General features: G+C 71.5%; 15 protein-coding genes. 10 read left to right on the forward strand and 5 right to left on the reverse strand.

The window, feature by feature from the left end:
• The first annotated feature begins 45 nt into the window (after positions 1–45).
• From D3P35_RS22775 to D3P35_RS22800, 6 genes are all read left to right on the forward strand, one after another.
• A complete protein-coding gene (locus D3P35_RS22775; RefSeq protein WP_118138238.1) occupies positions 46–1,335 on the forward strand; it encodes a TRAP transporter large permease in 1,290 nt (429 codons plus the stop codon).
• Positions 1,335–1,823, forward strand: a complete 489-nt coding sequence (locus tag D3P35_RS22780) for a TRAP transporter small permease (protein ID WP_118138239.1) — start codon at positions 1,335–1,337, stop codon at positions 1,821–1,823. The genes D3P35_RS22775 and D3P35_RS22780 overlap by 1 nt, the downstream gene beginning before the upstream one ends.
• Entirely contained in the window at positions 1,820–2,149 is a 330-nt protein-coding gene (locus D3P35_RS22785; protein WP_118138240.1) for an NIPSNAP family protein, read from the forward strand. Before D3P35_RS22780 ends, D3P35_RS22785 begins: the two co-directional genes overlap by 4 nt.
• Positions 2,150–2,318: 169 nt before the next feature.
• Positions 2,319–4,193: a PhoX family phosphatase gene (locus D3P35_RS22790; RefSeq protein WP_118138241.1), complete on the forward strand. Its 1,875-nt coding sequence runs from the start codon at positions 2,319–2,321 to the stop codon at positions 4,191–4,193.
• A gap of 122 nt (positions 4,194–4,315) precedes the next feature.
• The gene (locus D3P35_RS22795) at positions 4,316–4,687 is read left to right on the forward strand and encodes a group 1 truncated hemoglobin (RefSeq protein WP_118138242.1); all 372 of its coding nucleotides are present in this window, start codon (positions 4,316–4,318) and stop codon (positions 4,685–4,687) included.
• Positions 4,684–5,736 carry an adenylate/guanylate cyclase domain-containing protein gene (locus tag D3P35_RS22800; protein WP_118138243.1) on the forward strand — a complete coding sequence of 351 codons (1,053 nt, stop codon included), beginning with the start codon at positions 4,684–4,686 and terminating at the stop codon, positions 5,734–5,736. Before D3P35_RS22795 ends, D3P35_RS22800 begins: the two co-directional genes overlap by 4 nt.
• 1 nt (position 5,737) lies before the next feature.
• Here D3P35_RS22800 and D3P35_RS22805 read toward each other — a convergent pair whose 3' ends face one another.
• Positions 5,738–6,541 (reverse strand): transporter, encoded by an 804-nt coding sequence (locus D3P35_RS22805; protein WP_198670764.1) that lies wholly within the window; start codon positions 6,539–6,541, stop codon positions 5,738–5,740.
• Positions 6,542–6,783: 242 nt separating this feature from the next.
• Here D3P35_RS22805 and D3P35_RS22810 point away from each other — a divergent pair, with 242 nt between their 5' ends.
• Positions 6,784–9,564, forward strand: a complete 2,781-nt coding sequence (locus D3P35_RS22810; RefSeq protein WP_198670765.1) for a glycoside hydrolase family 9 protein — start codon at positions 6,784–6,786, stop codon at positions 9,562–9,564.
• A 373-nt stretch (positions 9,565–9,937) separates the two neighbouring features.
• On the opposite strand, the gene D3P35_RS22815 is transcribed toward D3P35_RS22810, so the two are convergent.
• From D3P35_RS22815 to D3P35_RS22825, 3 genes are all read right to left on the reverse strand, one after another.
• On the reverse strand, positions 9,938–12,256 hold the full coding sequence (locus tag D3P35_RS22815) for a glycosyltransferase (RefSeq protein WP_118138245.1): 2,319 nt from the start codon (positions 12,254–12,256) through the stop codon (positions 9,938–9,940).
• A 290-nt stretch (positions 12,257–12,546) separates the two neighbouring features.
• A complete protein-coding gene (locus D3P35_RS22820) occupies positions 12,547–13,053 on the reverse strand; it encodes a YbaK/EbsC family protein (RefSeq protein WP_118138246.1) in 507 nt (168 codons plus the stop codon).
• Between the two features lie 28 nt (positions 13,054–13,081).
• Positions 13,082–13,468, reverse strand: coding sequence for a DUF4186 domain-containing protein (locus D3P35_RS22825; protein WP_118138247.1), 387 nt, complete (start codon positions 13,466–13,468; stop codon positions 13,082–13,084).
• A 175-nt stretch (positions 13,469–13,643) separates the two neighbouring features.
• Between D3P35_RS22825 and D3P35_RS22830 the strand changes: the two genes are divergently transcribed.
• Positions 13,644–15,440: a gamma-glutamyltransferase family protein gene (locus tag D3P35_RS22830; protein WP_118138248.1), complete on the forward strand. Its 1,797-nt coding sequence runs from the start codon at positions 13,644–13,646 to the stop codon at positions 15,438–15,440.
• 94 nt (positions 15,441–15,534) lie between these two features.
• Here the strand turns inward: D3P35_RS22830 and D3P35_RS22835 are convergent, their stop codons facing one another.
• Positions 15,535–16,095 (reverse strand): type 1 glutamine amidotransferase domain-containing protein, encoded by a 561-nt coding sequence (locus tag D3P35_RS22835; RefSeq protein WP_118138249.1) that lies wholly within the window; start codon positions 16,093–16,095, stop codon positions 15,535–15,537.
• Positions 16,096–16,666: 571 nt separating this feature from the next.
• Between D3P35_RS22835 and D3P35_RS22840 the strand changes: the two genes are divergently transcribed.
• Complete coding sequence (locus D3P35_RS22840) at positions 16,667–17,710, forward strand: sodium:calcium antiporter (protein WP_232830605.1); 1,044 nt, start codon at positions 16,667–16,669, stop codon at positions 17,708–17,710.
• Positions 17,711–17,871: 161 nt separating this feature from the next.
• Complete coding sequence (gene corA / locus D3P35_RS22845; RefSeq protein ID WP_118138251.1) at positions 17,872–19,005, forward strand: magnesium/cobalt transporter CorA; 1,134 nt, start codon at positions 17,872–17,874, stop codon at positions 19,003–19,005.
• Positions 19,006–19,182: the final 177 nt, after the last annotated feature.

The following is a 19,182-nucleotide window of genomic DNA, read 5'->3' on the forward strand; positions in this document are numbered from 1 at the left end:
CGCGCGCAGCCGCTGCGCGACCCCCTTCCGGAGCCGCGACCCGCCATGCTCACCTTCGTCATTCTCGCCGTCCTGCTTGTGTTCATCGTGCTCGGCCTGCCGATCGCGGTGGCGCTGGGGCTCACCGCCGTGGGCTTCTACGTGTTCCAGGGCGATACCCGCATCCTCGCCATGCTGCCGCAGCGCATGTTCTCGGCCACCACCGGCTTCACGCTGCTGGCCATTCCCTTCTTCATCCTCGCCGGAAACCTGATGAACACCGGCGGCATCACCGAGCGCATCTTCCGCTTCGCCGATGCCTGCGTGGGCCATATCCGCGGCGGGCTGGGGCAGGTGAACGTGCTGGCCTCGCTGCTGTTCTCCGGCATGTCGGGTGCCGCGGTGGCCGATGCGGCCGGGCTGGGGCAGGTCGAGCTCAAGGCCATGGCCGACAAGGGCTATGACCCGGATTTCTCCGCCGCCATCACCGCCGCCTCCTCCACCATCGGGCCGGTGTTCCCGCCCTCGATCCCCTTCGTGCTCTACTCCTCGCTCACCGGGGTCTCGGTGGCCAAGCTGTTCCTCGCCGGCGTGGTGCCGGGGCTGCTGATGGCGCTCGCACTCATGGTCGCGGTCTGGGTGATGGCGCGGCTGCATGCCATGCCGCGCTACGACCACATCCAGTGGCGCGGCATCTGGGAGGGGTTCCGCGAGTCCTTCCTGTCGCTGCTCACGCCGGTGATCATCATCTACGGCATCTTCAGCGGCTACTTCACCCCCACCGAGGCCGGCGTGGTGGCGAGCGCCTACGCGCTGTTCCTCTCCATGGTGGTCTACCGCGAGATCCGGCCCTCCGAGCTGCCCGGCATCCTGTGGGAGACCCTGCGCCACACCATCCGGGTGATGTTCGTGATCGCGGCGGCTGGCTTCTTCGGCTGGCTTCTGGTGCACCAGCACGTGCCCAACAAGCTCGTGGCCTCCATGCTGGGCTTCTCCGACAACCCGGCCATCATCCTCGCCATCGTGGTGGCGGTGCTGCTGGTGCTGGGCATGTTCCTCGAGGGCATCGCGGTGATCGTGCTCACCGTGCCGCTGTTCATGCCGGTGGTGGCCCAGGTGGGTGTCGACCCCGTGCAGTTCGGCGTGATCATGATCATGTGCTCGATGGTGGGGCTGCTCACGCCGCCCGTGGGCATGGTGCTCTTCGCCGTCTCCTCGATCTCGAACCTTACCGTGGGGCGGCTGAGCCGCGCGCTCACCCCCTACCTGATCGGCCTGTGCGTGGTGCTGCTGATGGTGGTGGCCATCCCGGCCGTCTCCACCTGGCTGCCCTATCTCATGCTGGGAGAAAACTGATGCTCGCCCGTATCGACCGCTGCGTGGGGCACGTGTTCCGCGCCATCCCCATCGCCTGCCTCGCGGCCCTCTTCGTGCTGCTGCTGGTCAACGTGGTGGCGCGCAGCTTCAGCCTCGCGAGCTTTCCCTGGTTCGACGAGGTGGTGCAGGGGCTCTTCGCCTGGATGGTCTTCACCGGCGCCGCCGCCCTGTGGCGCGAGAAGGACCATTTCGCGGTCGACTGGCTGCCCCTCGCCCTCACCGGGCGGCCGGCGCAGATGCTGCACATCCTGCTCGCGCTGCTCTCGATCTGCTTTCTCGCCGCCATGACCTGGTACGGGTTCGGGCTCGCCCGCAGTGCGCGCGCCCTCACCCCCATTCTCGAGATGCCGGTGTCGCTGTTCTACGCCGCCATCCCGCTCTCCGGCGCCGTGATGCTGGCCTGCTCGCTGGCCGATCTCGTCCGCCTCATCACCACTTCCCCAGCAAGACCGGAGGTCTCCGCATGATTTTCGACCATCGTACCTACACCTGCCGCCCGGGCACGATCAGGAAGCACATGAAGCTCTACGAGGAGCATGGCTGGGAAACCCAGTCGAAGCACCTGGGCACGCCGCTGTTCTACGGCGCGGTCGAGACGGGCGATGTGAACAGCTACGTGCATATCTGGGTGTTCGACAGCGCACAGGACCGGGCCGAGAAACGCGCCGCCATGGCCGCCGACCCGGCCTGGCAGAAGTTCCTCGCGCTGAGCGCCGAGGCGGGCAACCTCATCCGCCAGGAAACCCAGCTGATGACCGCGGCGCCCTTTTTCAAGCTGCCCGCGCGCGGGTAGGGGCCGCGCCGCGCAAGCCGACACGCGCCGCCCCCGGGCCCCCCGGGGGCGGCTTTGTCATCAAAGCGTCACGCGGCCGTCGCGGGAACTGGTAGGATGGATGGGATCACGTCGCGGTGCCTGCCGCAGGGGCGGGCCCATCCAGCACACTTGCCAGAGGAGACCCGCCATGGACATCCGCAAGACAGTCGACCTCACCTGGGACGATTTCGACGAGCTGCGTGACCCGCGCCCCGCGGAAACCGAGTTCGACCGCGTGGTGGAGCGCGCGATCTCGCGCCGCGGCTTCCTCGGCGGCACGCTGGCCTTCGGCTCGGGTGCGGCGGTGTTCGGCTCCGGCATCCTCGAGGGTGTGGCGCGCGCCCAGGGCTCGGGCTTCGCCTTCACCCCCGTCGGCATCGCGACCGACCACGAGGTGCATGTGCCTCAGGGCTACGCCTGGAAGCCGCTGGTGCGCTGGGGCGATCCGCTGTTCTCCGAGGCGCAAGGCGCATGGTCGGCCGAGGCCGGCGTGCCGGTGGAGATGTCCGACAAGGTGTTCGGCGAGAACACCGACGGCATGGAGACCTTCGAGGCAGACGGCCATGTGCTGCTCGCCATCAACTCCGAATACGTGAACCCGAAGATCAACCTTCCGGCGGAGGCGAAGGGCATGCCCCGCACCGCGGCCGAGGTGCGCCTGCTCAAGAACCTGCAGGGCGTCACCGTGCTCGAGATCGCCGAAGGCGCCGATGGCTGGGCCGTGGTGCTCGACAGCCCGTACAACCGCCGCATCACCCACGAGACGCAGATGACCATGGACGGCCCCGCCGCCGGCTCCGCCCTGCTGCGCACCAACGCCGACCCGGAGGGGATGTCGCCCAAGGGCACGATGAACAACTGCGGCTCCGGCCGCACGCTCTGGGGCACCTACCTGACCTGCGAGGAAAACTTCAACGGCTACTTCGGCGCCACTGGGGCATACGAGGACAGCGAGGGCCTGAAGCGCTACGGCGTCGAGGGCGAGGGCCGCTACGCCTACGAGCGCTTCGACCCGCGCTACGACCTCAGCGCCGAGCCCAACGAGCCCAACCGCCACGGCTGGGTGACCGAGATCGACCCCTCCGACCCCGAAAGCACCCCGGTGAAGCACACCGCCCTCGGCCGCTTCAAGCACGAGAACGCCGAGATGGTGCAGGCCACAGACGGCCGCGTAGTGGTCTACATGGGCGACGACGAGCGCGGCGAGTTCATCTACCGCTATGTCTCGAACGGCACCTGGGCCGAGGGCCAGCCCGGCGGGAGCCTGCTCGCCGAGGGCACGCTCTTCGTCGCGAAGTTCAACGACGACATGAGCGGCGAGTGGCTGCCGCTCACGCCTCAGAGCACCGGCATGTCGATGGAGGAACTGCTGGTGTTCGCGCGCATCGCCGGCTCCAAGGCAGGCGCCACCACCATGGACCGGCCGGAGTGGATCGCCGCGCACCCGAGCCGCGCCGAGGCCTATTGCGCCCTCACCAACAACAAGAACCGCGGCCTGAAGCCCAATGCCGGCGGCGACGCCACCCCGGTGGGCGGCCCCAACCCGCGCGAGGCGAACAATTTCGGCCAGATCGTGCGCTGGCGCCCGGAGGGCGGCGACCACGGCGCCGACCGCTTCACCTGGGACCTCTACGTGATGGCCGGCAACCCCGAGCTGTTCGAGGACGCCTATGCCGGCTCGGCCAACGTCACCCCGGGCAACATGTTCAACTCGCCCGACGGCATGGCCTTCTCCTCCGACGGGATGCTCTGGATCCAGACCGACGGCGAGGACAGCAACGCCGATGAATTCGCCGGCATGGGCAACAACCAGATGCTGGTGGGCAACCCCGACACCGGCGAGATCGCCCGCTTCCTCACCGCGCCCAACGGCGCCGAGGTGACCGGCCTCACCTGGAGCCCGGACGGCCGGGTGGCCTTCGTGGGCATCCAGCACCCCGGCGGCTCCTGGCCCGATGGCGCCGGCAAGCCGCGCTCCGCCGTGATCGCCGTGTGGCGCGAGGACGGCGCGCGCATCGGCTGAACCACGGCCCGCCTCGCGCCGCCGGGCCCCGGCGGCGCGAGAGCCTCATGCATGCATGGAAGATTGATCGACGCCGCGCCACGGGGTAGCCTTTTCGGATTATCATGAAAAGGACCGGCGGCATGGCGGGGTCATTGTTCGAGAAATACGGTGGATTCAGGACCGTAAGCAAGATCGTGATGTCCTTCTACGAGCGCGCGCTCGACAGTGACCAGATCGGCGATTACTTCGCCGATGTCGACATGCCCCGGCTTATGGACCACCAGACCCGGTTCATCTCCGGCCTCATGGGCGGCCCGGCCAGCATCGGCGACGATCGCCTGCGCCAGGTGCACCGCCACCTCGGCATCAGCCACGCCGACATGGACGAGATGGCCAGCCTGCTGCGCGAAACCCTCGCCGGCCACGGGGTGGAGCCCGCCGACATCGAAACCCTGGTGGGCGAGGTGGAGGCGCGCCGGCCGCTCATCGTCACCGCGGGGGCTGCCGGATGAGCATCGCGGCGATCAACGAGTCGCTGCTGCGCGCCATCGGCGTGGGCGTGGCGGTGGTGCGCGCGCCCGACTACCGGCTGGTGTTCCACAACGATGCCTTCGCCGAGTGGTTCGGCCAGCCCGCGCCCGAGGCCCGGCTCTCGGAGGTGATCGCGGATTTCCCCGAGGCCGAGGCGGCCGAGGCGCTGGCCGGGCAGGGGCGCTACGTGGCCGAGTTCACCACCCGGGTGCGCCGGCGCACGCTGGTGATCGCGCTCACGCTCTCCGCCGCGCGGGCCGGGGGCGAGGGGGTGATGGTGGTCGAGTGCCAGAACATCACCCGCATCCGCGAGCTCGAGTCGATGATCGACAGCTATTCCTCGATGGTCGAGCGCAACACCCGCGAGCTGGAGCGCGAGAAGGAGCGGGTGGAGCGCCTGCTGCTCAACCTCATGCCGCGCTCGGTCTATGAGGAGTTCCGCACCTTCGGTGTCGTCACCCCCCAGCTCTACAAGGACGTGGCGGTGGTGATGCTCGACTTCGTCGATTTCACCGAGTTCGCCGCCCGCACCGACCCCACGGTGACCCTGGGCGAGCTCAACGACATCTTCACCGCCTTCGACCGCATCGCCGAGCAGTTCGGCTGCGAGCGCATCAAGACCATCGGCGACGCCTATCTCGCCGTGGCCGGCATGCCCGAGCCTGCGCCGGAAGCGCCGGTGGCCGCGGCGCGCTGCGCCATCCGCTTCCTGCGCTACCTCGAGCGGCGCAACCTCAGCCACCAGTTCACCTGGCGGGCGCGCATCGGGCTGGGCTACGGGGCCGCGGTGGGCTCGGTTGTGGGCATCCAGAAATACGTCTACGACGTGTTCGGCCCGGCGGTGAACATGGCCGCGCGCCTGCAGGTGCTGGCCGAGCCGATGACCGTGGTCGCCCCCGTCTCGATGACCTCGGAGCTGGTGGACGAGTTCCAGATCGCCGATCTCGGCCGCGAGGCGGTGAAGGGCCTGGGCGAGATGGAGCTCATCTCCGTCACCGCCCGGCCCGAGCGCGGCGTGGCGCGGTTCTGAGCTACTTGGGGAACAGGAAGGTCACCACGAAGCGAAAGCCCACCCCCTCGGGCCCGCCGCGCGGCGACTCCGCCCAGTAGCGCAGGCCGGCGGCGAGGCTCACCGGCTGGTCGCCGATGGTCACCAGCTTGCTCACCACCGCGTTGAGCGGCACCGCCCAGCTCTCGCCCGCCCAGTCATAGGTGCTCTCGGTGTTGAGCGTGTAGGTCCAGGCGCTCGGGGTGGTGTAGCTCACGAAGGGCTGCAGGAAGGTGGCGTTCACCTCGCTCCGGCCGGCCTCGCCCGCCACCGACCAGATGTGGTTGGCGAGCATCCCCGCGGTCCAGGGGCCCGACTGCTTCAGCACCACGCCGGTGGGGCCCATGCCCCACTTGCCGCTGCCCAGGCCGTCTTCCGTCGCGGTGGGCACGAGGAACACCGGGCCCACGCCCCAGATCAGGCTGCCCTTGCTGGGCGAGAGGAACAGGCTCTGCACCGTGTCGCCGAGGCCGAACTGCACGCCCGAGTGCCCCGCCACGTCCTCCTGCCGGGTCACGGGCAGGATGGTGCGCGAGATCAGGTTCCACTCCGGGTCGATGGAGAAGGGCATCACCGGCTGGATGTTGAGCTCCGAGCGCGAGCCGTCGGCCGGGCCGTAGCCGCTGTCCTGGTTGAACTGCAGCGGTACGCTGATGAGCGAGGCGATGGGATTGGAGAGCTGCTTGGCGAGGTCTTCCTGCCCGGAGGACGAGGCGCCTTGCTGTGCCGCGGCAGGCAGCGCGCCCGCGAGCACTCCGATGGCCAGCAGGCGCAGCACGACGTTCATTGTCCCTGTGCCTCCTCTTGCGGGGGATCTTCCCGGGTCATGCTACTCCCGATCGCCCGCCCGGCGAAGCGATATGTTTCCCGCGTCCCGGCGCGGGTGAGAGCGACCACGGGTTGCATACCGATACGGCTGACAACCCGGCGCGCCTTGCGCTAGCATCCTCCTCGGCAGGAAGGAGCCGGCATCCCGCCGCTTCCGCCGCCGGGCCGCGGCCCGGACCCGTTGAAGGGGAGAGTGACGGCTTGGCGGATACTGTGCGTTCGGAAGATGCCGCGCCCACCGGGCTGGTGAGCGTGGGGCAGGTGGACAGCTGGTCGGGCGGCTTCGTGGCGCATGCCGAGCTCACGGCGCTCGACAGTCTCGACGGCTGGACGATCGTGATCGCGATGGAAGCCCGGATCACCAACATATGGGGCGCGCGCATCGTCTCGCGCAGCGGCGATCTCTACACCATCGAGGCGGAGAGCTGGAATGGCCGGCTCGCCGAGGGGCAGAGCGCGGGATTCGGCTTCCAGGCCGCCGGCAGCGCGCCGGAGTTCACCATCACCAGCGTGAACGGCCTCACGCCCGGCGGCGACCCGCCGCCGCCCGAGCCCGGGCCCCTCCCGGTGCTCGACCTCGCCGATGCCACCGCCACCGAGGGCGGGACCGCGCGCCTGCGCCTCACCCTCTCGGAGGCGAGCGACACTGACATCACCTTCACATGGGGGCTCGATGGCGGCACGGCCGGCAGCGCCGACCATTCCGCGGCCCCCGGCACGCTCACCATCCGTGCCGGCGAGACCGAGGCCTGGATCGAGGTGCCGCTCGCGGATGACGCGATCGTCGAGGGCACCGAGACGCTGGGCATCCGCCTGCTCTCGGCCGAGGGCGCCACCCCGGGCCGTGACAGCGCCACGCTCACGGTGCTCGACAACGATCTCCCCGGCCTGAGCATCGCCGATGCGAGCGCGGCCGAGGAAGACGGCATCGCCCGCCTGCGCGTGAGCCTTTCCGCCCCCGCGCAGCAGGACGTGACCGTCACCTGGGGCCTGGCCCCGGGCGGCAGCGCCGACGGCTCCGACCATGGCGCCGCCGGCGGCACCCTCACCTTCGCCGCCGGCGCCCGCGAGGCCTTCATCGAGATCCCGCTGCTCGACGACACCCTGGCCGAGCCGGACGAGACCCTGCGGATCGCGCTGCTCTCGGCCACGGGGGCGGAGATCGTGACCGGTACGGCGACCCTCACCATCCGCGACGGCGACAGCGCACCCGAGCCGGACCCCGAGCCGGGGGGCAACCTGCCGGAAGTCGATTTCTCCGTCTCGTCGAGCTGGCAGGGCGGGTTCAACGGACAGATCGTGCTCACCAACGACACCGACAGCCCGCTCGCGGCCTGGACCATCGGCATCGACGACCCCGGTTTCAGCATCACCAATGCCTGGGGCGCGCGTGTCGAGACCGCCCCGGACGGCGACATCTCGCTGGTGGGCGAGGGCTGGACCCTCGACCTGGCGCCGGGCCAGTCGGTGACCTTCGGCTTCACCGCAAGCGGCAGCGTGCCCGGCGCGCTTGCGCTCGACATCGACACCGGCGAGACCCCGACACCGGAGCCCGACCCGGACCCGCTGCCGGAACCGGACCCCGATCCCGATCCGGGCCCCGACCCGGACCCCGATCCGTCCGCAGACACGCCTTTCGGCGCGCAGGACTACGAGGAGGCGCTCTCGCTCTCCATGCAGTTCTACTACGCGCAGTACTCGGGCGACCTGCCCGACGACTTCCCGCTCGACTGGCGCGGCGACAGCGCGCTCTCGGACGGCGCCGACGTGGGCCGCGACCTCTCGGGGGGCTGGTATGACGCGGGCGACCACGTGAAGTTCGGCCTGCCCATGGCCTATTCGGCCAGCGTGCTCGCCTGGGGCGCGGCGGACTATGCCGAGGGCTACAAGGCCTCGGGCAGCTACGAGGACATCCTCGCCCATCTCGAATGGGTGACCGACTATTTCCTGCGCGCCTACGACGACAAGGGAACCGCCGATCTCTCCGACGACGTGTTCTGGGCCCAGGTGGGCAACGGCGGGGCCGACCATGCCTGGTGGGGCGCGCCGGAAGACATGAGCATGGCCCGTCCGGCCTATGCGGTGACGGCGCAGGCTCCCGGCACGGAGGTCACGGCGGAAACGGCCGCGGCGCTGGCCGCGAGCGCGATCGTGTTCCGCGCGGCGGGGCGCGAGGCCGAGGCCGACGAACTGCTCGCCGCGGCCCGCAAGCTCTTCGCCTTCTCCGAGGCCTACCAGGGCACCTACACCAACGCGGTGCCGGACGCGGCCGGCTACTACAACTCCTGGAGCGGCTACCAGGACGAACTGGCCTGGAGTGCGGCCTGGCTGCACCGCGCCACCGGCGAGGCCGACTACCTCGCGAAGGCCGAGGACTGGTACAGCCCCACCGGCCTCACCTGGGCGCTGTCCTGGGACAACAAGTCGATGGGCACCGCGGCGCTGCTCGCCGGGCAGACCGACGCGAGCCGCTACTACACCGACCTCGGGCGGCACATCGACCACTGGATGAACGACCTCACCCGCACCCCGGGCACGGACACCAATGCCGGGCTCGCCTGGCTCGACACCTGGGGGTCGAACCGCTACGCCACCACCACCGCATTCCTCGCGATGGAATACGCCGACCTGACGGAGGCGCGGGGCGGCGGCGCGGCGCGGGTGGGCGAGGTGATCGACTTCGCCGCGGACCAGCTCGACTACGTGCTGGGCGACAACCCGGACGGGCAGAGCTATGTCGTCGGCTTCGGCGATGACTACCCGCTCAACCCCCACCATCGCGGCGCCTCCGGCACCACCAGCGTCTCCGACCCCGCGCCCAACGCGCATGTGCTCTACGGCGCGCTGGTCGGCGGGCCGGACGCGGGGGGAACCTACTCGGACTTGCGCTCCGACTACATCTCCAACGAAGTGGCGACAGATTACAACGCCGGCTTCTCCGGGGCGCTCGCCGCGCTGATCATGCAGCAATCCGAGCTCTGAGCCGCGCTCCGGCCCGGCGGGCGGCGCCGGGCCGCAGACATCCCCCAAGGCGGGCCGGAGCGCTTGCGTCGCTCCATTGGACCTTTAGTGTCCCGCCCGCCCGGCCGGGCTCCGCCGATGGCGGGGGCCGCGTCCGATGGGCCCGCCGCTCCGGCGCAGGCCCCGGACCCGCCGGGCAGGGACAGGGTGCCCCCGACAAACGCTGCCCGCCGGGAGCCCTCGGGCGCGCCGGCGGCAACGGGCCTCGCCGGCCCGCCCCCGCGCCGCGCATGGCGCCGGGCCCGGGGGTGGTCGTGCCGGCGCGCATTCCGGGCTCTCGTGTCGCCGGCGGCAGGCGGGCCGGCCCCGTGGCGCGGCATGCGCCGGCCGCGGTTCAGCGGCCGGAGGCGGAGGGGATGCCGGGCATGCCGATGTGCAAGAGACGGATCGGCGGGGTCGGTGGGCCCATGGTCGCGAGGCGGCCGAGGTTCTGCGGCCCGCCGATGCAGTGCAGCGCGCCGGGGAAGAGCGCCCGGTCGCCCGCGTGCCAGGTGTGGGCCGAGCGGTCGGCGCGACGGATGATGAGATGGTTGAACGGATCGAGGTTGAACACGCGCCAGCCGGTCTGGATCGCGGCAGTGTAGAACAGGTAGTCCTCGCCCCGGTCGATGTGTTCGAGAAAGCGGATCTGTTCGAAGACCTCGCGCCTGAAGCACTGGGTGGAGCCGGTGCCGTAACAGCCCAGCTTGCGCGCTTCGCCGAAGTAGCGGGCGTGCCGGGCGAGGAAGATGCGGTCGAAGGCCTGCGAATAAAAGAAGACCGCCGATTTCCCCGCCATGTCGGCATCCGCCGACTGCATGGTGCGGATGGCGGTGGTGACGTAATGGTCGAAGTAGATGTCGTCGGCGTCGAAGCGCACCAGGTAGTCGCCCGTCGCGGCATCGGCCGCGGCGTTGAGGAAGGCGCCCACATGGCGGCCGTCATGGTGCAGAACCCGCACGCCCGGCAGGTCCTCGAAGCAGCGCTCCACCGCCGGATCGCCGCGCAGCGGGCCGTTGGCCACCACCACCGCCTCCAGCGCGGGCCAGCTCTGGCGGGCGATGCTGTCGCGCAGGTTGGGGAGGTCGTCGGCGCGGTGGACCGGGGCGAGGATGCTCACCCTCGGGGTGCTCTGCTCCGCCGCGACCATGCGCTGGTGCATGATCTCGCACAGGTGGCGCTCGCTTTCCACGAAGCTCACGCAATAGGGGTCGGTGAGCACCTCCATCGCGGTGGTGGCATGCAGGCGCAGGCGCTCTGCCACCGCGCCGTCGGCCAGCCGCCCGGCCACGGCCGCGCCATGCTCGGCGAGGAACAGCCGCAGCTCGGCCGCGGGGTGGCCCCGGTCGAGATGGGCCGCGGCGCGGGCGGCGAAACGCTCGAGCTCGCTGCCGCTCTCCGCCAGGCTCAGCCCGAGAATGAGCGTCTCGGCCGTGTCCTCGTCGGCCTGGGGCAGGGCGTGCAGCCGGCTGACCACCAGCGCCCGGGTCTCCGCCGTCTCCTCCACCGTGGGCATGCGCAGCATGCGCATCAGGTGGTTGCGCTCGAGCTCGGCGCCGGGCGGGATGCGCAGGATCTCGCTGCGCATCAGCTCGTAGCGACTGGTCTCGATGCAGGCGCCGCAGAAACAGATGAATTCCCCCGCGTCGAAGACGAAGTCGGGCGCGCGGCTGTCCTCAAGGTAGCGATCGATGATCGTCTGCATGTCGCCGCGGGCGAGATCGAGGGCGCTGCGCATCTGGCGGGAGAAGGGAAACTCGCCCTGGCTCAGCAGCGCGGCCTGGAACTCCTGCAGGTTGTCCTCGCACAGCAGCACTTCCTGCAGGGCGGCGAGCCCGTTGCCGGCGTGCTCCTGCGGCACGCAGGTCATCAGGAAGACCGAGAGCAGCCGGCGCGCCTTCTCCGCCTCTCCGGAGGCCTGGGCGGCGCGGGCGGCGATGAGGTTGAGGCTGGCCGCCGTGGCGCCGGCCGAGAGCGCGCGCTCGGCCCAGTGCAGCGCGTCGGAGGGGCGCCCGGCCGTCCAGTAGCCCCATGTGAAGGCCACCATCACCTTCGGGTCGGTGAGCGTGTCGCCGCAGCGCAGGGCGAGCACGTCCAGGAACGGCTCGCGCGGCTGCAGGATGCGCAGCACGCCGAGCAGCGGCTGCGCGTCTTCCCCGAACCGGGTGAGATGGGCGTGCAGCTCCGCCACCGCGCCCTCGATGTCGCCGCGCGCGCAGAGCAGCGCGATGCGCCATTGCTCGACCTGCGGGTCCGGGCGGGCGCGACCGGTGGCATTCTCCAGCACCGCGGCGGCACGGTCCAGCGCGCCGGCGCGGATCAGCGTTTCGAGCAACAGCGGCGCGAGCCGGGCACGCAGGGGCGAGGGGCGGGCCAGCCTGTCGAACAGCGGCACGGCGCCCGCGGGCTCCCCCGCCTCGATGAAATGGCGCACGGCGGCACGGAACAGCCGCTCCGGCGGGGCCTCGGCGGGAAACGGGCCGAGCAGCATCTCCGCCGCGGCCTCCGGCCCCTCCTGCGTGCGGGCGGCCGCGGCGCGGCGCAGCAGCGCATCGATCTCCCCGGCCTCCATGGCATCCGCCGAGGGGCCGCGCCGCGCCGCGACGGCCGCGGGCTGTCCGGCGGGAAGCACGTGGTGCGGGGAGCGGGCCGGGCCGCGGAGGGCAGGCTGCATCTGCCCGGTCTCCGCGGCGCTCGGCGACGCCGCCACGCCCTCTGACCGGGCCGAGAGATACCCCGTCGCCGGGGGGTTGGCCCCGGCGGTTCTGTCCTGCTTTACGGTCACGCTGCAATGCCTCCGACGTCCGGTTTGCTGGGCTGGATTGTTCGGAGCGATCCGTAAAAAAGTAGTTTACCAAAATACATACGAAGTAGAGATGAGATAAAAATAAAGACGATATTATAAAATAAACGATGTTCAAGAAATGGTAAATGATATGCGATATACTTATACGGAAAATTAAATCATTCGGGATGGTCTCGGCCTGCCTGTGCCACCAGCGGTGCACCGACGGCACCGACGGCACCGAGCGCCGCCAGTGCGGCGGCGGGCGCGAGCGAGAGCAGGAGCCCGCGCTGGCCGGCGTTGATCCAGACCCGATCCGCGCCCAGCACCGTTTCCTCGAAGGCCACCGGAATCCGGCGCTTCTGGCCGAAGGGGCTGATGCCCCCGACATGGTAGCCCGTGAGCCGCTCCGCCTTCGGCACCGGCATCATCCCGGCCTGGCGCGCTCCGAAGGCCGCTGCGGCGCGCTTCATCGACAGTTCGCGGTCTGAGGGGATCACGGCGCAGGCGGGGCGTCCGTCCGCCTCGAGCATCAGGGTCTTGAGCACCAGACCGGGGGCGATGCCCAGCGCCTCGGCCGCCTGCAGGCCGGTGCGGGCGGCCGCGGCATCGTAGGGGTAGGGGTGCAGTTCGAAATCGACCCCGGCGGCCCGGAGGGCGCGGGTTCCGGGAGTGGCTGCGGCCATGGCGGGTCCTTCCGGGTCCGGGCGGGGGTCAGGGGATGCCGGCTTCGCGGTCGAGCCAGCTTGCGATCACCGAGAGCACATGCGCCTGCTCGGCGGCCGACAGGGCGCGGCCGGCGGGAATGCCGTGCCATTTCGCCAGGCAGCCTCGGCAGCAGGTGGCCGTGGCGTGCTGGGCGATGAACACCGGATGGCCGCGCATCGGGGTCTGGCGGCCGTCGTTGCGCGGGGCGGCGGGCGCGAGGCGGTCGGCGATGAAATCGCTCCCGTGCGCGAGGATCTTCTCCCTGCCGCGCCGGTCCAGCTCCGCCCGCTCGCGCGCGCCGAGGCGGAAGCGGCTGCGGAAGCGCGAGCGCCCGAGGCGGGCGAAGAGCGCCGCGTGGGGCGTGGCTGCGGTGTCGGGTGCGGGATGCGGCATGGCCTGTCTCGGGCGTGGCGGGGCGTGGACCGGCAAAGGGTGCCGCCGGTGCGACCGGGATGTCAACCGCGGCCCCGCCCGGGGGAGCGCGTGCCGGCGCATTGCCGCGTGCAACGGGGCCGGGATGGCGCTATGAATTCCTGCGCCTCCCTCGCCGCAGCTTTCCGGAGACCGCATGCAGCATTTCACCACCCGCCCGGAGATCCGCGGCACGTTCGGCGCGCTCGCCACCACGCACTGGCTGGCGTCCGCGGTGGGCTTCGGGGTGCTGGAGCGGGGCGGAAACGCCTTCGATGCCGCCGTGGCCGCGGGGTTCGTGCTGCAGGTGGTCGAGCCGCACCTGAACGGCCCGGGGGGCGACCTGCCGGCGATCTTCCACGCGGTGCGCGAGGGCGGGACGAGGGTCCTATGCGCCCAGGGCTGTGCGCCGCGCGCCGCCACCCCGGCGCGCTACCGCGCCGAAGGGCTGGAGGAGATCCCCGGCTCCGGCCTGCTCGCGACCGTGATCCCCGGCGCCTTCGACGGCTGGATGCTGCTGCTGCGCGACCATGGCACGCTGTCGCTGCGCGAGGCGCTGATGCCCGCCATCGGCTATGCGCGCGACGGCCACCCGCTGCTGCCCCGGGCGGCGGAAGAGATCGCCGGGCTCGCGCCCTTCTTCGCCCGGCACTGGCCGAGCTCGGCCGAAACCTGGACCCCCGGCGGCGCGCTGCCCCGGCCCGACGCGCTCTTCGCCAACCCCGCGCTCGCTGCCACCTGGACCCGCCTGGTCGAGGAGGCGGAGGCCGCCGCCACCGATCGCGTGGCCCGGATCGAGGCGGCACGGCGCATCTTCCGGGAGGGGTTCGTGGCCGAGGCCGTCCTCGGCTACCTCGCCACCGCGAAGGTGGTCGACGCGAGCGGCGCCGCGCATGGCGGCCTGCTCTCGCGCGCCGACCTCTCGGAATGGCGGGCGGGCTACGAGCCGAGCGTGCGGCTCGACTATGCCGGCTGGACCCTGCACAAGACCGGACCGTGGGGGCAGGGCCCGGTGCTGCTGCAGGCGCTGGCCATCCTGCGCGGCTTCGATCTGGGCGCCATGGACCCGGAAGGCGAGGAATTCGTCCATCTGGTGACCGAGGCGATCAAGCTCGCCTATGCCGACCGCGAGGCCTATTACGGCGACCCCGCCTGGCACGATATCCCGCTCGACCACCTTCTGTCGGAGGAGTATGCCGCCGGGCGGCGCAGGCTCATCGGCCCCTCCGCGTCGCTCGACCAGCGGCCCGGCCTGCTGCCGGGGCGCGAGCATCTCGCCCGCGCAGTGGTGGAGCGGGCGGCCTGGCCGCCGCTCGCGGGGGAGGTGGCCGGAGGGGCGGGCGAGCCCACGATGGCGCACCTGGAAGCGGGGCGCGGCGACACCGTGCATCTCGACGTGGCCGACCGCTGGGGCAACATTGTCTCGGCCACGCCCTCGGGCGGCTGGCTGCAGAGCTCGCCGGTGATCCCCGGCCTCGGCTTCTGCCTCAACAGCCGCGCGCAGATGTTCTGGCTCGACGAGGGCCAGCCCGCTTCGCTCGGCCCCGGCCGGCGGCCGCGCACCACCCTCACCCCCACGCTGGCGGAGAAGGGGGGCACCCGGCTCGCCTTCGGCACCCCCGGGGGCGACCAGCAGGACCAGTGGCAGCTCGTCTGGTTCCTGCGCATGGTCCACCACGGCTACGGGATGCAGCGGGCCATCGACGCACCGCTGTTTCACAGTGCGCATTTCCAGTCGTCCTTCTGGCCGCGCAGGGCCGAGCCGGGGAAGCTGGTGGTCGAGCCGGGGCTGGGCGAGGCCACCATCGCCGGCCTGCGACGCCGCGGCCACCGGGTGAGCGTGGCGCCGGAATGGTCGCTCGGCCGCCTCACCGCGGTGATGCGCCATGCCGACGGCCAGGTGCAGGCAGCGGCCACGCCGCGGCTCCAGCAGGCCTATGCGATAGGGCGCTGAGAGCGCAGCAGAAAGGGGGCCCGGCGGGCCCCCTTCGCGCAGGATGCTGCGTGCTGCGCCGGCTCGGGCGGCGCTGCGTCCGTGTCGCGCCGGCTCAGGCCGCGCGGCGTTCGTGCCGGCCCTCGCGCAGTTCCTCCTCGATCTTGTCGACGAAGGCGGGCAGATCGTCCGGGCAGCGCGAGGTCACGATGCCCTGGTCGGCGGTCACGGGCTTGTCGACCCAATGGGCGCCGGCGTTGCGCAGGTCGGTGCGGATCGACCAGAAGGAGGTCGCCTCGCGGCCGCGCAGGGCGTCGGCCTCCACGAGCAGCCAGGGGCCGTGGCAGATCGCGGCCACCACCTTGCCGGCATCGAGGAAGGCGCGCACCAACGCCACGGCATCCTTGTCGAGCCGGAGCTTGTCGGGGTTGATCTGGCCGCCGGGCAGCACCAGCGCATCGAAATCCTCGGCGCTGGTCCGGGAGACCTGGCGGTCGACGGCGATGCTGTCGCCCCAGTCCGTCTCGTCCCAGCTGCGGATCTCTCCGTCATGCGGGGCGGCGATCTCCACGGTCGCGCCGCGGCGGCTGAGCTCGAGATGCGGGTAGCGCAGCTCCGAGCGCTCGTACCCGTCGGTGGCCATGATGAGAATGCGGGAGTCGCGGATGTCGGTCATGCCGGGTCTCCTTTCGTGTGTTCCGTTGTATCCGGTGATGGCTGCTCAACGGGAGGCGGCCCGCATGGGTTCCGGCCGGCCCGCCTCACCGCTGCGTGAGGCAGGGGCGCGCCGGCCTGCTGCGAGGGCGGGAAGGCGAGCGCGGGCAGAGCAGTCGCGCCCCTCGGGCTCAGGCCGATTGCCACGACAGCGCGCCGCGGGCACGATTTGCCGTGCCGGCACGGGCACGGTCCCGGGAGTGCGCGCGGGCGCACGGCCCCCTCGCTGGCGCAACCGGGCCGCGGGGGGAAGGGCGCGAGAAGGCGCGGCGGGCGGGGAGACCGATTGCCGCGCCCGGCGGCGCGAAACCCTGTCGCGGAGGCAGGCATTGACCCCCCGGGGGCGCCGCCGGCCCGCCATGTTGCCGGCGCCCGTCCCGGCGCGACGCGAACTCGCCGGCGCGCGTTCCGGCGCGACGCGAGGTCGGGCGCGGGCTGTCGGGGAGCGCTCCGAGGACCGGGGTGCCGATGACCGGGGCCCGATCACCATGGGGAGGCGCGGCAGGCCGTCGCGCAAGGGAAGGGGGAAGCACGTGTTTACCGATCTCGCCACCGGCTGGCTGGCGCTCGCCTTCGTTGCCGCCGGCGCGGTGGTGCTGGGCTGCGGGCTGCGGATGACCGGGCTCGCCGACCGGCTGGCCGACCGCACCGGGCTGGGCGAGGCGCTGGTGGGCGGGCTGCTGCTCGGGGCGGCGACCTCGCTCAGCGGCACGATCGTCTCGATCACCTCGGCGCTCGACGGGCGCGCCTCGCTCGCCTTCTCCAACAGCATCGGCGGCATCGCGGCGCAGACCGCCTTCCTCGGCCTCGCCGACCTCGTGTTCCGCCGGGCCAATCTCGAACACGCGGCGGCAGAGCTCACCAACATCTTCCAGGGCCTGCTGCTGATGGTGCTGCTGGGCCTGCCCGTGCTTGCCCTCACCCTGCCGGAATGGACCCTGCTCGGCGTGCACCCGGTGTCGCTCGCGATCCTGCTCGTCTACCTCTTCGGCCTGCGCGCCAGCCGCGGCGTGCGCGAGGCGCCGATGTGGACGCCGGTGCACACCCATGACACCCGCGCCGACACGCCGGAGGAGGAGCCCGCGCATGTCGCCCGCCGCAGCACCGCCCGGCTGGCGGCGGAATTCGGCCTGCTGATGCTGGCGATGGGCCTGGCGGGATGGGTGATCGCGCGGACCGCGGCGGTGGGCACCGACAGGCTGGGCCTGTCGGCCTCGCTGGTGGGGGCGCTGCTGACGGCGGTGGTGACCTCGCTGCCCGAGCTGGTGACCACCCTCGCCGCGGTGCGGCGCGGGGCCTTGCAGCTCGCGGTCGGCGGCATCATCGGCGGCAACACGTTCGACACCCTGTTCCTCACCGCCGCGGACATCTCCTACCGCGAGGGCTCGCTCTACCACGCGGTGGGGATGCAGGACTACTTCTGGGTGGCCGTGGGGCTGCTGATGACCGGCACGCTCACCGGCGGGCTCATCCTGCGCGAGCGCGTGGGCTTCGCGCGCATCGGCTCGGAGAGCGCGATCATGCTCGCCCTCTATGCCGGGGCCGTGGCGCTGCAGGTCGCCCTGGGCGGCGGCTGAGCGCGGGCGGTTTGACAGGGCCGCGCGCCCGTCCATATGTGGACAGCGGGGCCGCCCCGCCCCCACGCGCCGCACTCCGGCGGGTGGTTTCCCCGGCCGCGCCCGCGGCCTGACGCCTTTCCGCCGCGTGCCCGTCGCGGCCCGCCGAACGGAGCCTGCCCATGTCCTCGCCGCGCCTTCGATCCCGCCGCCGCAAGCGCACACCCGTGGGTGCCCGCCCGGGCACCCTCACGCCCGATCCCCAGGCCCACGAGACCGAAGCCACGCTCATCACCTTCGACGACGGGTCGGCGGGCGCGTCCGGGCCCGGCACACTCGAGGCCGTGCGCGCCGCCCGCGCCGCCGGCCGGAAGCTCTGGCTCGACGTCACCGGCCTGCGCGACATCGGCTTCATCCGCGCGGTGGGCGAGGAGTTCGGACTGCACCAGCTCGCGCTGGAGGACGTGGTGAACCTCGGCCAGCACGCGAAGCTGGAGAGCTTCGAGACCAATGTCTACGCCGTGCTGCGCATGTTCCACCAGGACCGGCCGCTGGAAAGCGAGCAGATCTCGCTCTTCCTCGGCGAGGACTTCCTGATCACCTTCCAGGAGCGCAGGGGCGATTGTTTCGGCGAGGTGCGCCGCCGGCTGGGCGACCCGAAGAGCCAGATGCGCCGCCGCGGCACCGGCTATCTCGCCTATGCGCTGATCGACGCGGTGGTCGACGGCTATTTCCCGGCGCTGGAGCGGGCGGGGGACACGCTGGTCGACCTCGAGGACGAGATCCTCACCGGCCCGGACCCCTCGCAGATGCTGCGCCTGCACGAGATGCGCGGCCGGCTGATGGCGGTGCGCCGGGCCATGTGGCCGACGCGCGACATGGTCAACAGCCTGCAGCGCGGCGACATCGCGCTGGTGAGCGAGGAGACCCGTGTCTTCCTGCGCGACGTGCACGACCACGTGGTGCAGATCATCGACATGAACGAGAGCTACCGCGAGACCGCCTCCAGCCTGCTCGAGGTGTATCTCTCGATGCAGAACGCGCGGATGAACGAGATCATCAAGATCCTCACCGTGGTCTCGACCGTGTTCATCCCGCTGAGCTTTCTCGTCGGACTCTGGGGGATGAACTTCGAGGGCTCGCCCTGGAACATGCCGGAGCTGCAATGGGCCTACGGCTACCCGGCGGCGCTCGGCGTGATGGTGCTGGTGGCCGGGGGCATCCTGACCTTCATCCTGCGCAAGGGCTGGCTGCGCGACGCCTCCCGGGTGCCCCGCCCCGAGGCGCGGCACCCGGAGGACCGCCCGCGGTCCTGACGGCGCGGGGGGGCGGCACCCGGGGGGAGGCCCTCCTCATCCCCTCCCGGGGCGGGAGGGGAGTTCGTCGGGCCCGGCCCCGCCTGGCGGCGGGACCGCGGGTGGCGGTGTCGGCCTGGCCGAGAAGGGGACGGGGCGCCTTTCCCGAGGGGCCGGCGGCGCCCGCCACGGGGCCGC

Source organism: Oceanicella sp. SM1341, from assembly GCF_003448965.1.
Classification (GTDB): Bacteria; Pseudomonadota; Alphaproteobacteria; order Rhodobacterales; family Rhodobacteraceae; genus Paroceanicella.

What these genes read in the sequence shown, in the direction of transcription:
- D3P35_RS22830 (WP_118138248.1), top strand. Translation starts at nt 13,644, where the DNA reads ATGCAGCATTTCACCACCCGCCCGGAGATCCGCGGCACGTTCGGCGCG.
- D3P35_RS22820 (WP_118138246.1), bottom strand. Translation starts at nt 13,053, where the DNA reads ATGGCCGCAGCCACTCCCGGAACCCGCGCCCTCCGGGCCGCCGGGGTC.
- D3P35_RS22800 (WP_118138243.1), top strand. Translation starts at nt 4,684, where the DNA reads ATGAGCATCGCGGCGATCAACGAGTCGCTGCTGCGCGCCATCGGCGTG.
- D3P35_RS22790 (WP_118138241.1), top strand. Translation starts at nt 2,319, where the DNA reads ATGGACATCCGCAAGACAGTCGACCTCACCTGGGACGATTTCGACGAG.
- D3P35_RS22780 (WP_118138239.1), top strand. Translation starts at nt 1,335, where the DNA reads ATGCTCGCCCGTATCGACCGCTGCGTGGGGCACGTGTTCCGCGCCATC.
- D3P35_RS22785 (WP_118138240.1), top strand. Translation starts at nt 1,820, where the DNA reads ATGATTTTCGACCATCGTACCTACACCTGCCGCCCGGGCACGATCAGG.
- D3P35_RS22835 (WP_118138249.1), bottom strand. Translation starts at nt 16,095, where the DNA reads ATGACCGACATCCGCGACTCCCGCATTCTCATCATGGCCACCGACGGG.
- corA (WP_118138251.1), top strand. Translation starts at nt 17,872, where the DNA reads ATGTCCTCGCCGCGCCTTCGATCCCGCCGCCGCAAGCGCACACCCGTG.
- D3P35_RS22825 (WP_118138247.1), bottom strand. Translation starts at nt 13,468, where the DNA reads ATGCCGCATCCCGCACCCGACACCGCAGCCACGCCCCACGCGGCGCTC.
- D3P35_RS22805 (WP_198670764.1), bottom strand. Translation starts at nt 6,541, where the DNA reads ATGAACGTCGTGCTGCGCCTGCTGGCCATCGGAGTGCTCGCGGGCGCG.
- D3P35_RS22775 (WP_118138238.1), top strand. Translation starts at nt 46, where the DNA reads ATGCTCACCTTCGTCATTCTCGCCGTCCTGCTTGTGTTCATCGTGCTC.
- D3P35_RS22815 (WP_118138245.1), bottom strand. Translation starts at nt 12,256, where the DNA reads ATGCAGCCTGCCCTCCGCGGCCCGGCCCGCTCCCCGCACCACGTGCTT.
- D3P35_RS22795 (WP_118138242.1), top strand. Translation starts at nt 4,316, where the DNA reads ATGGCGGGGTCATTGTTCGAGAAATACGGTGGATTCAGGACCGTAAGC.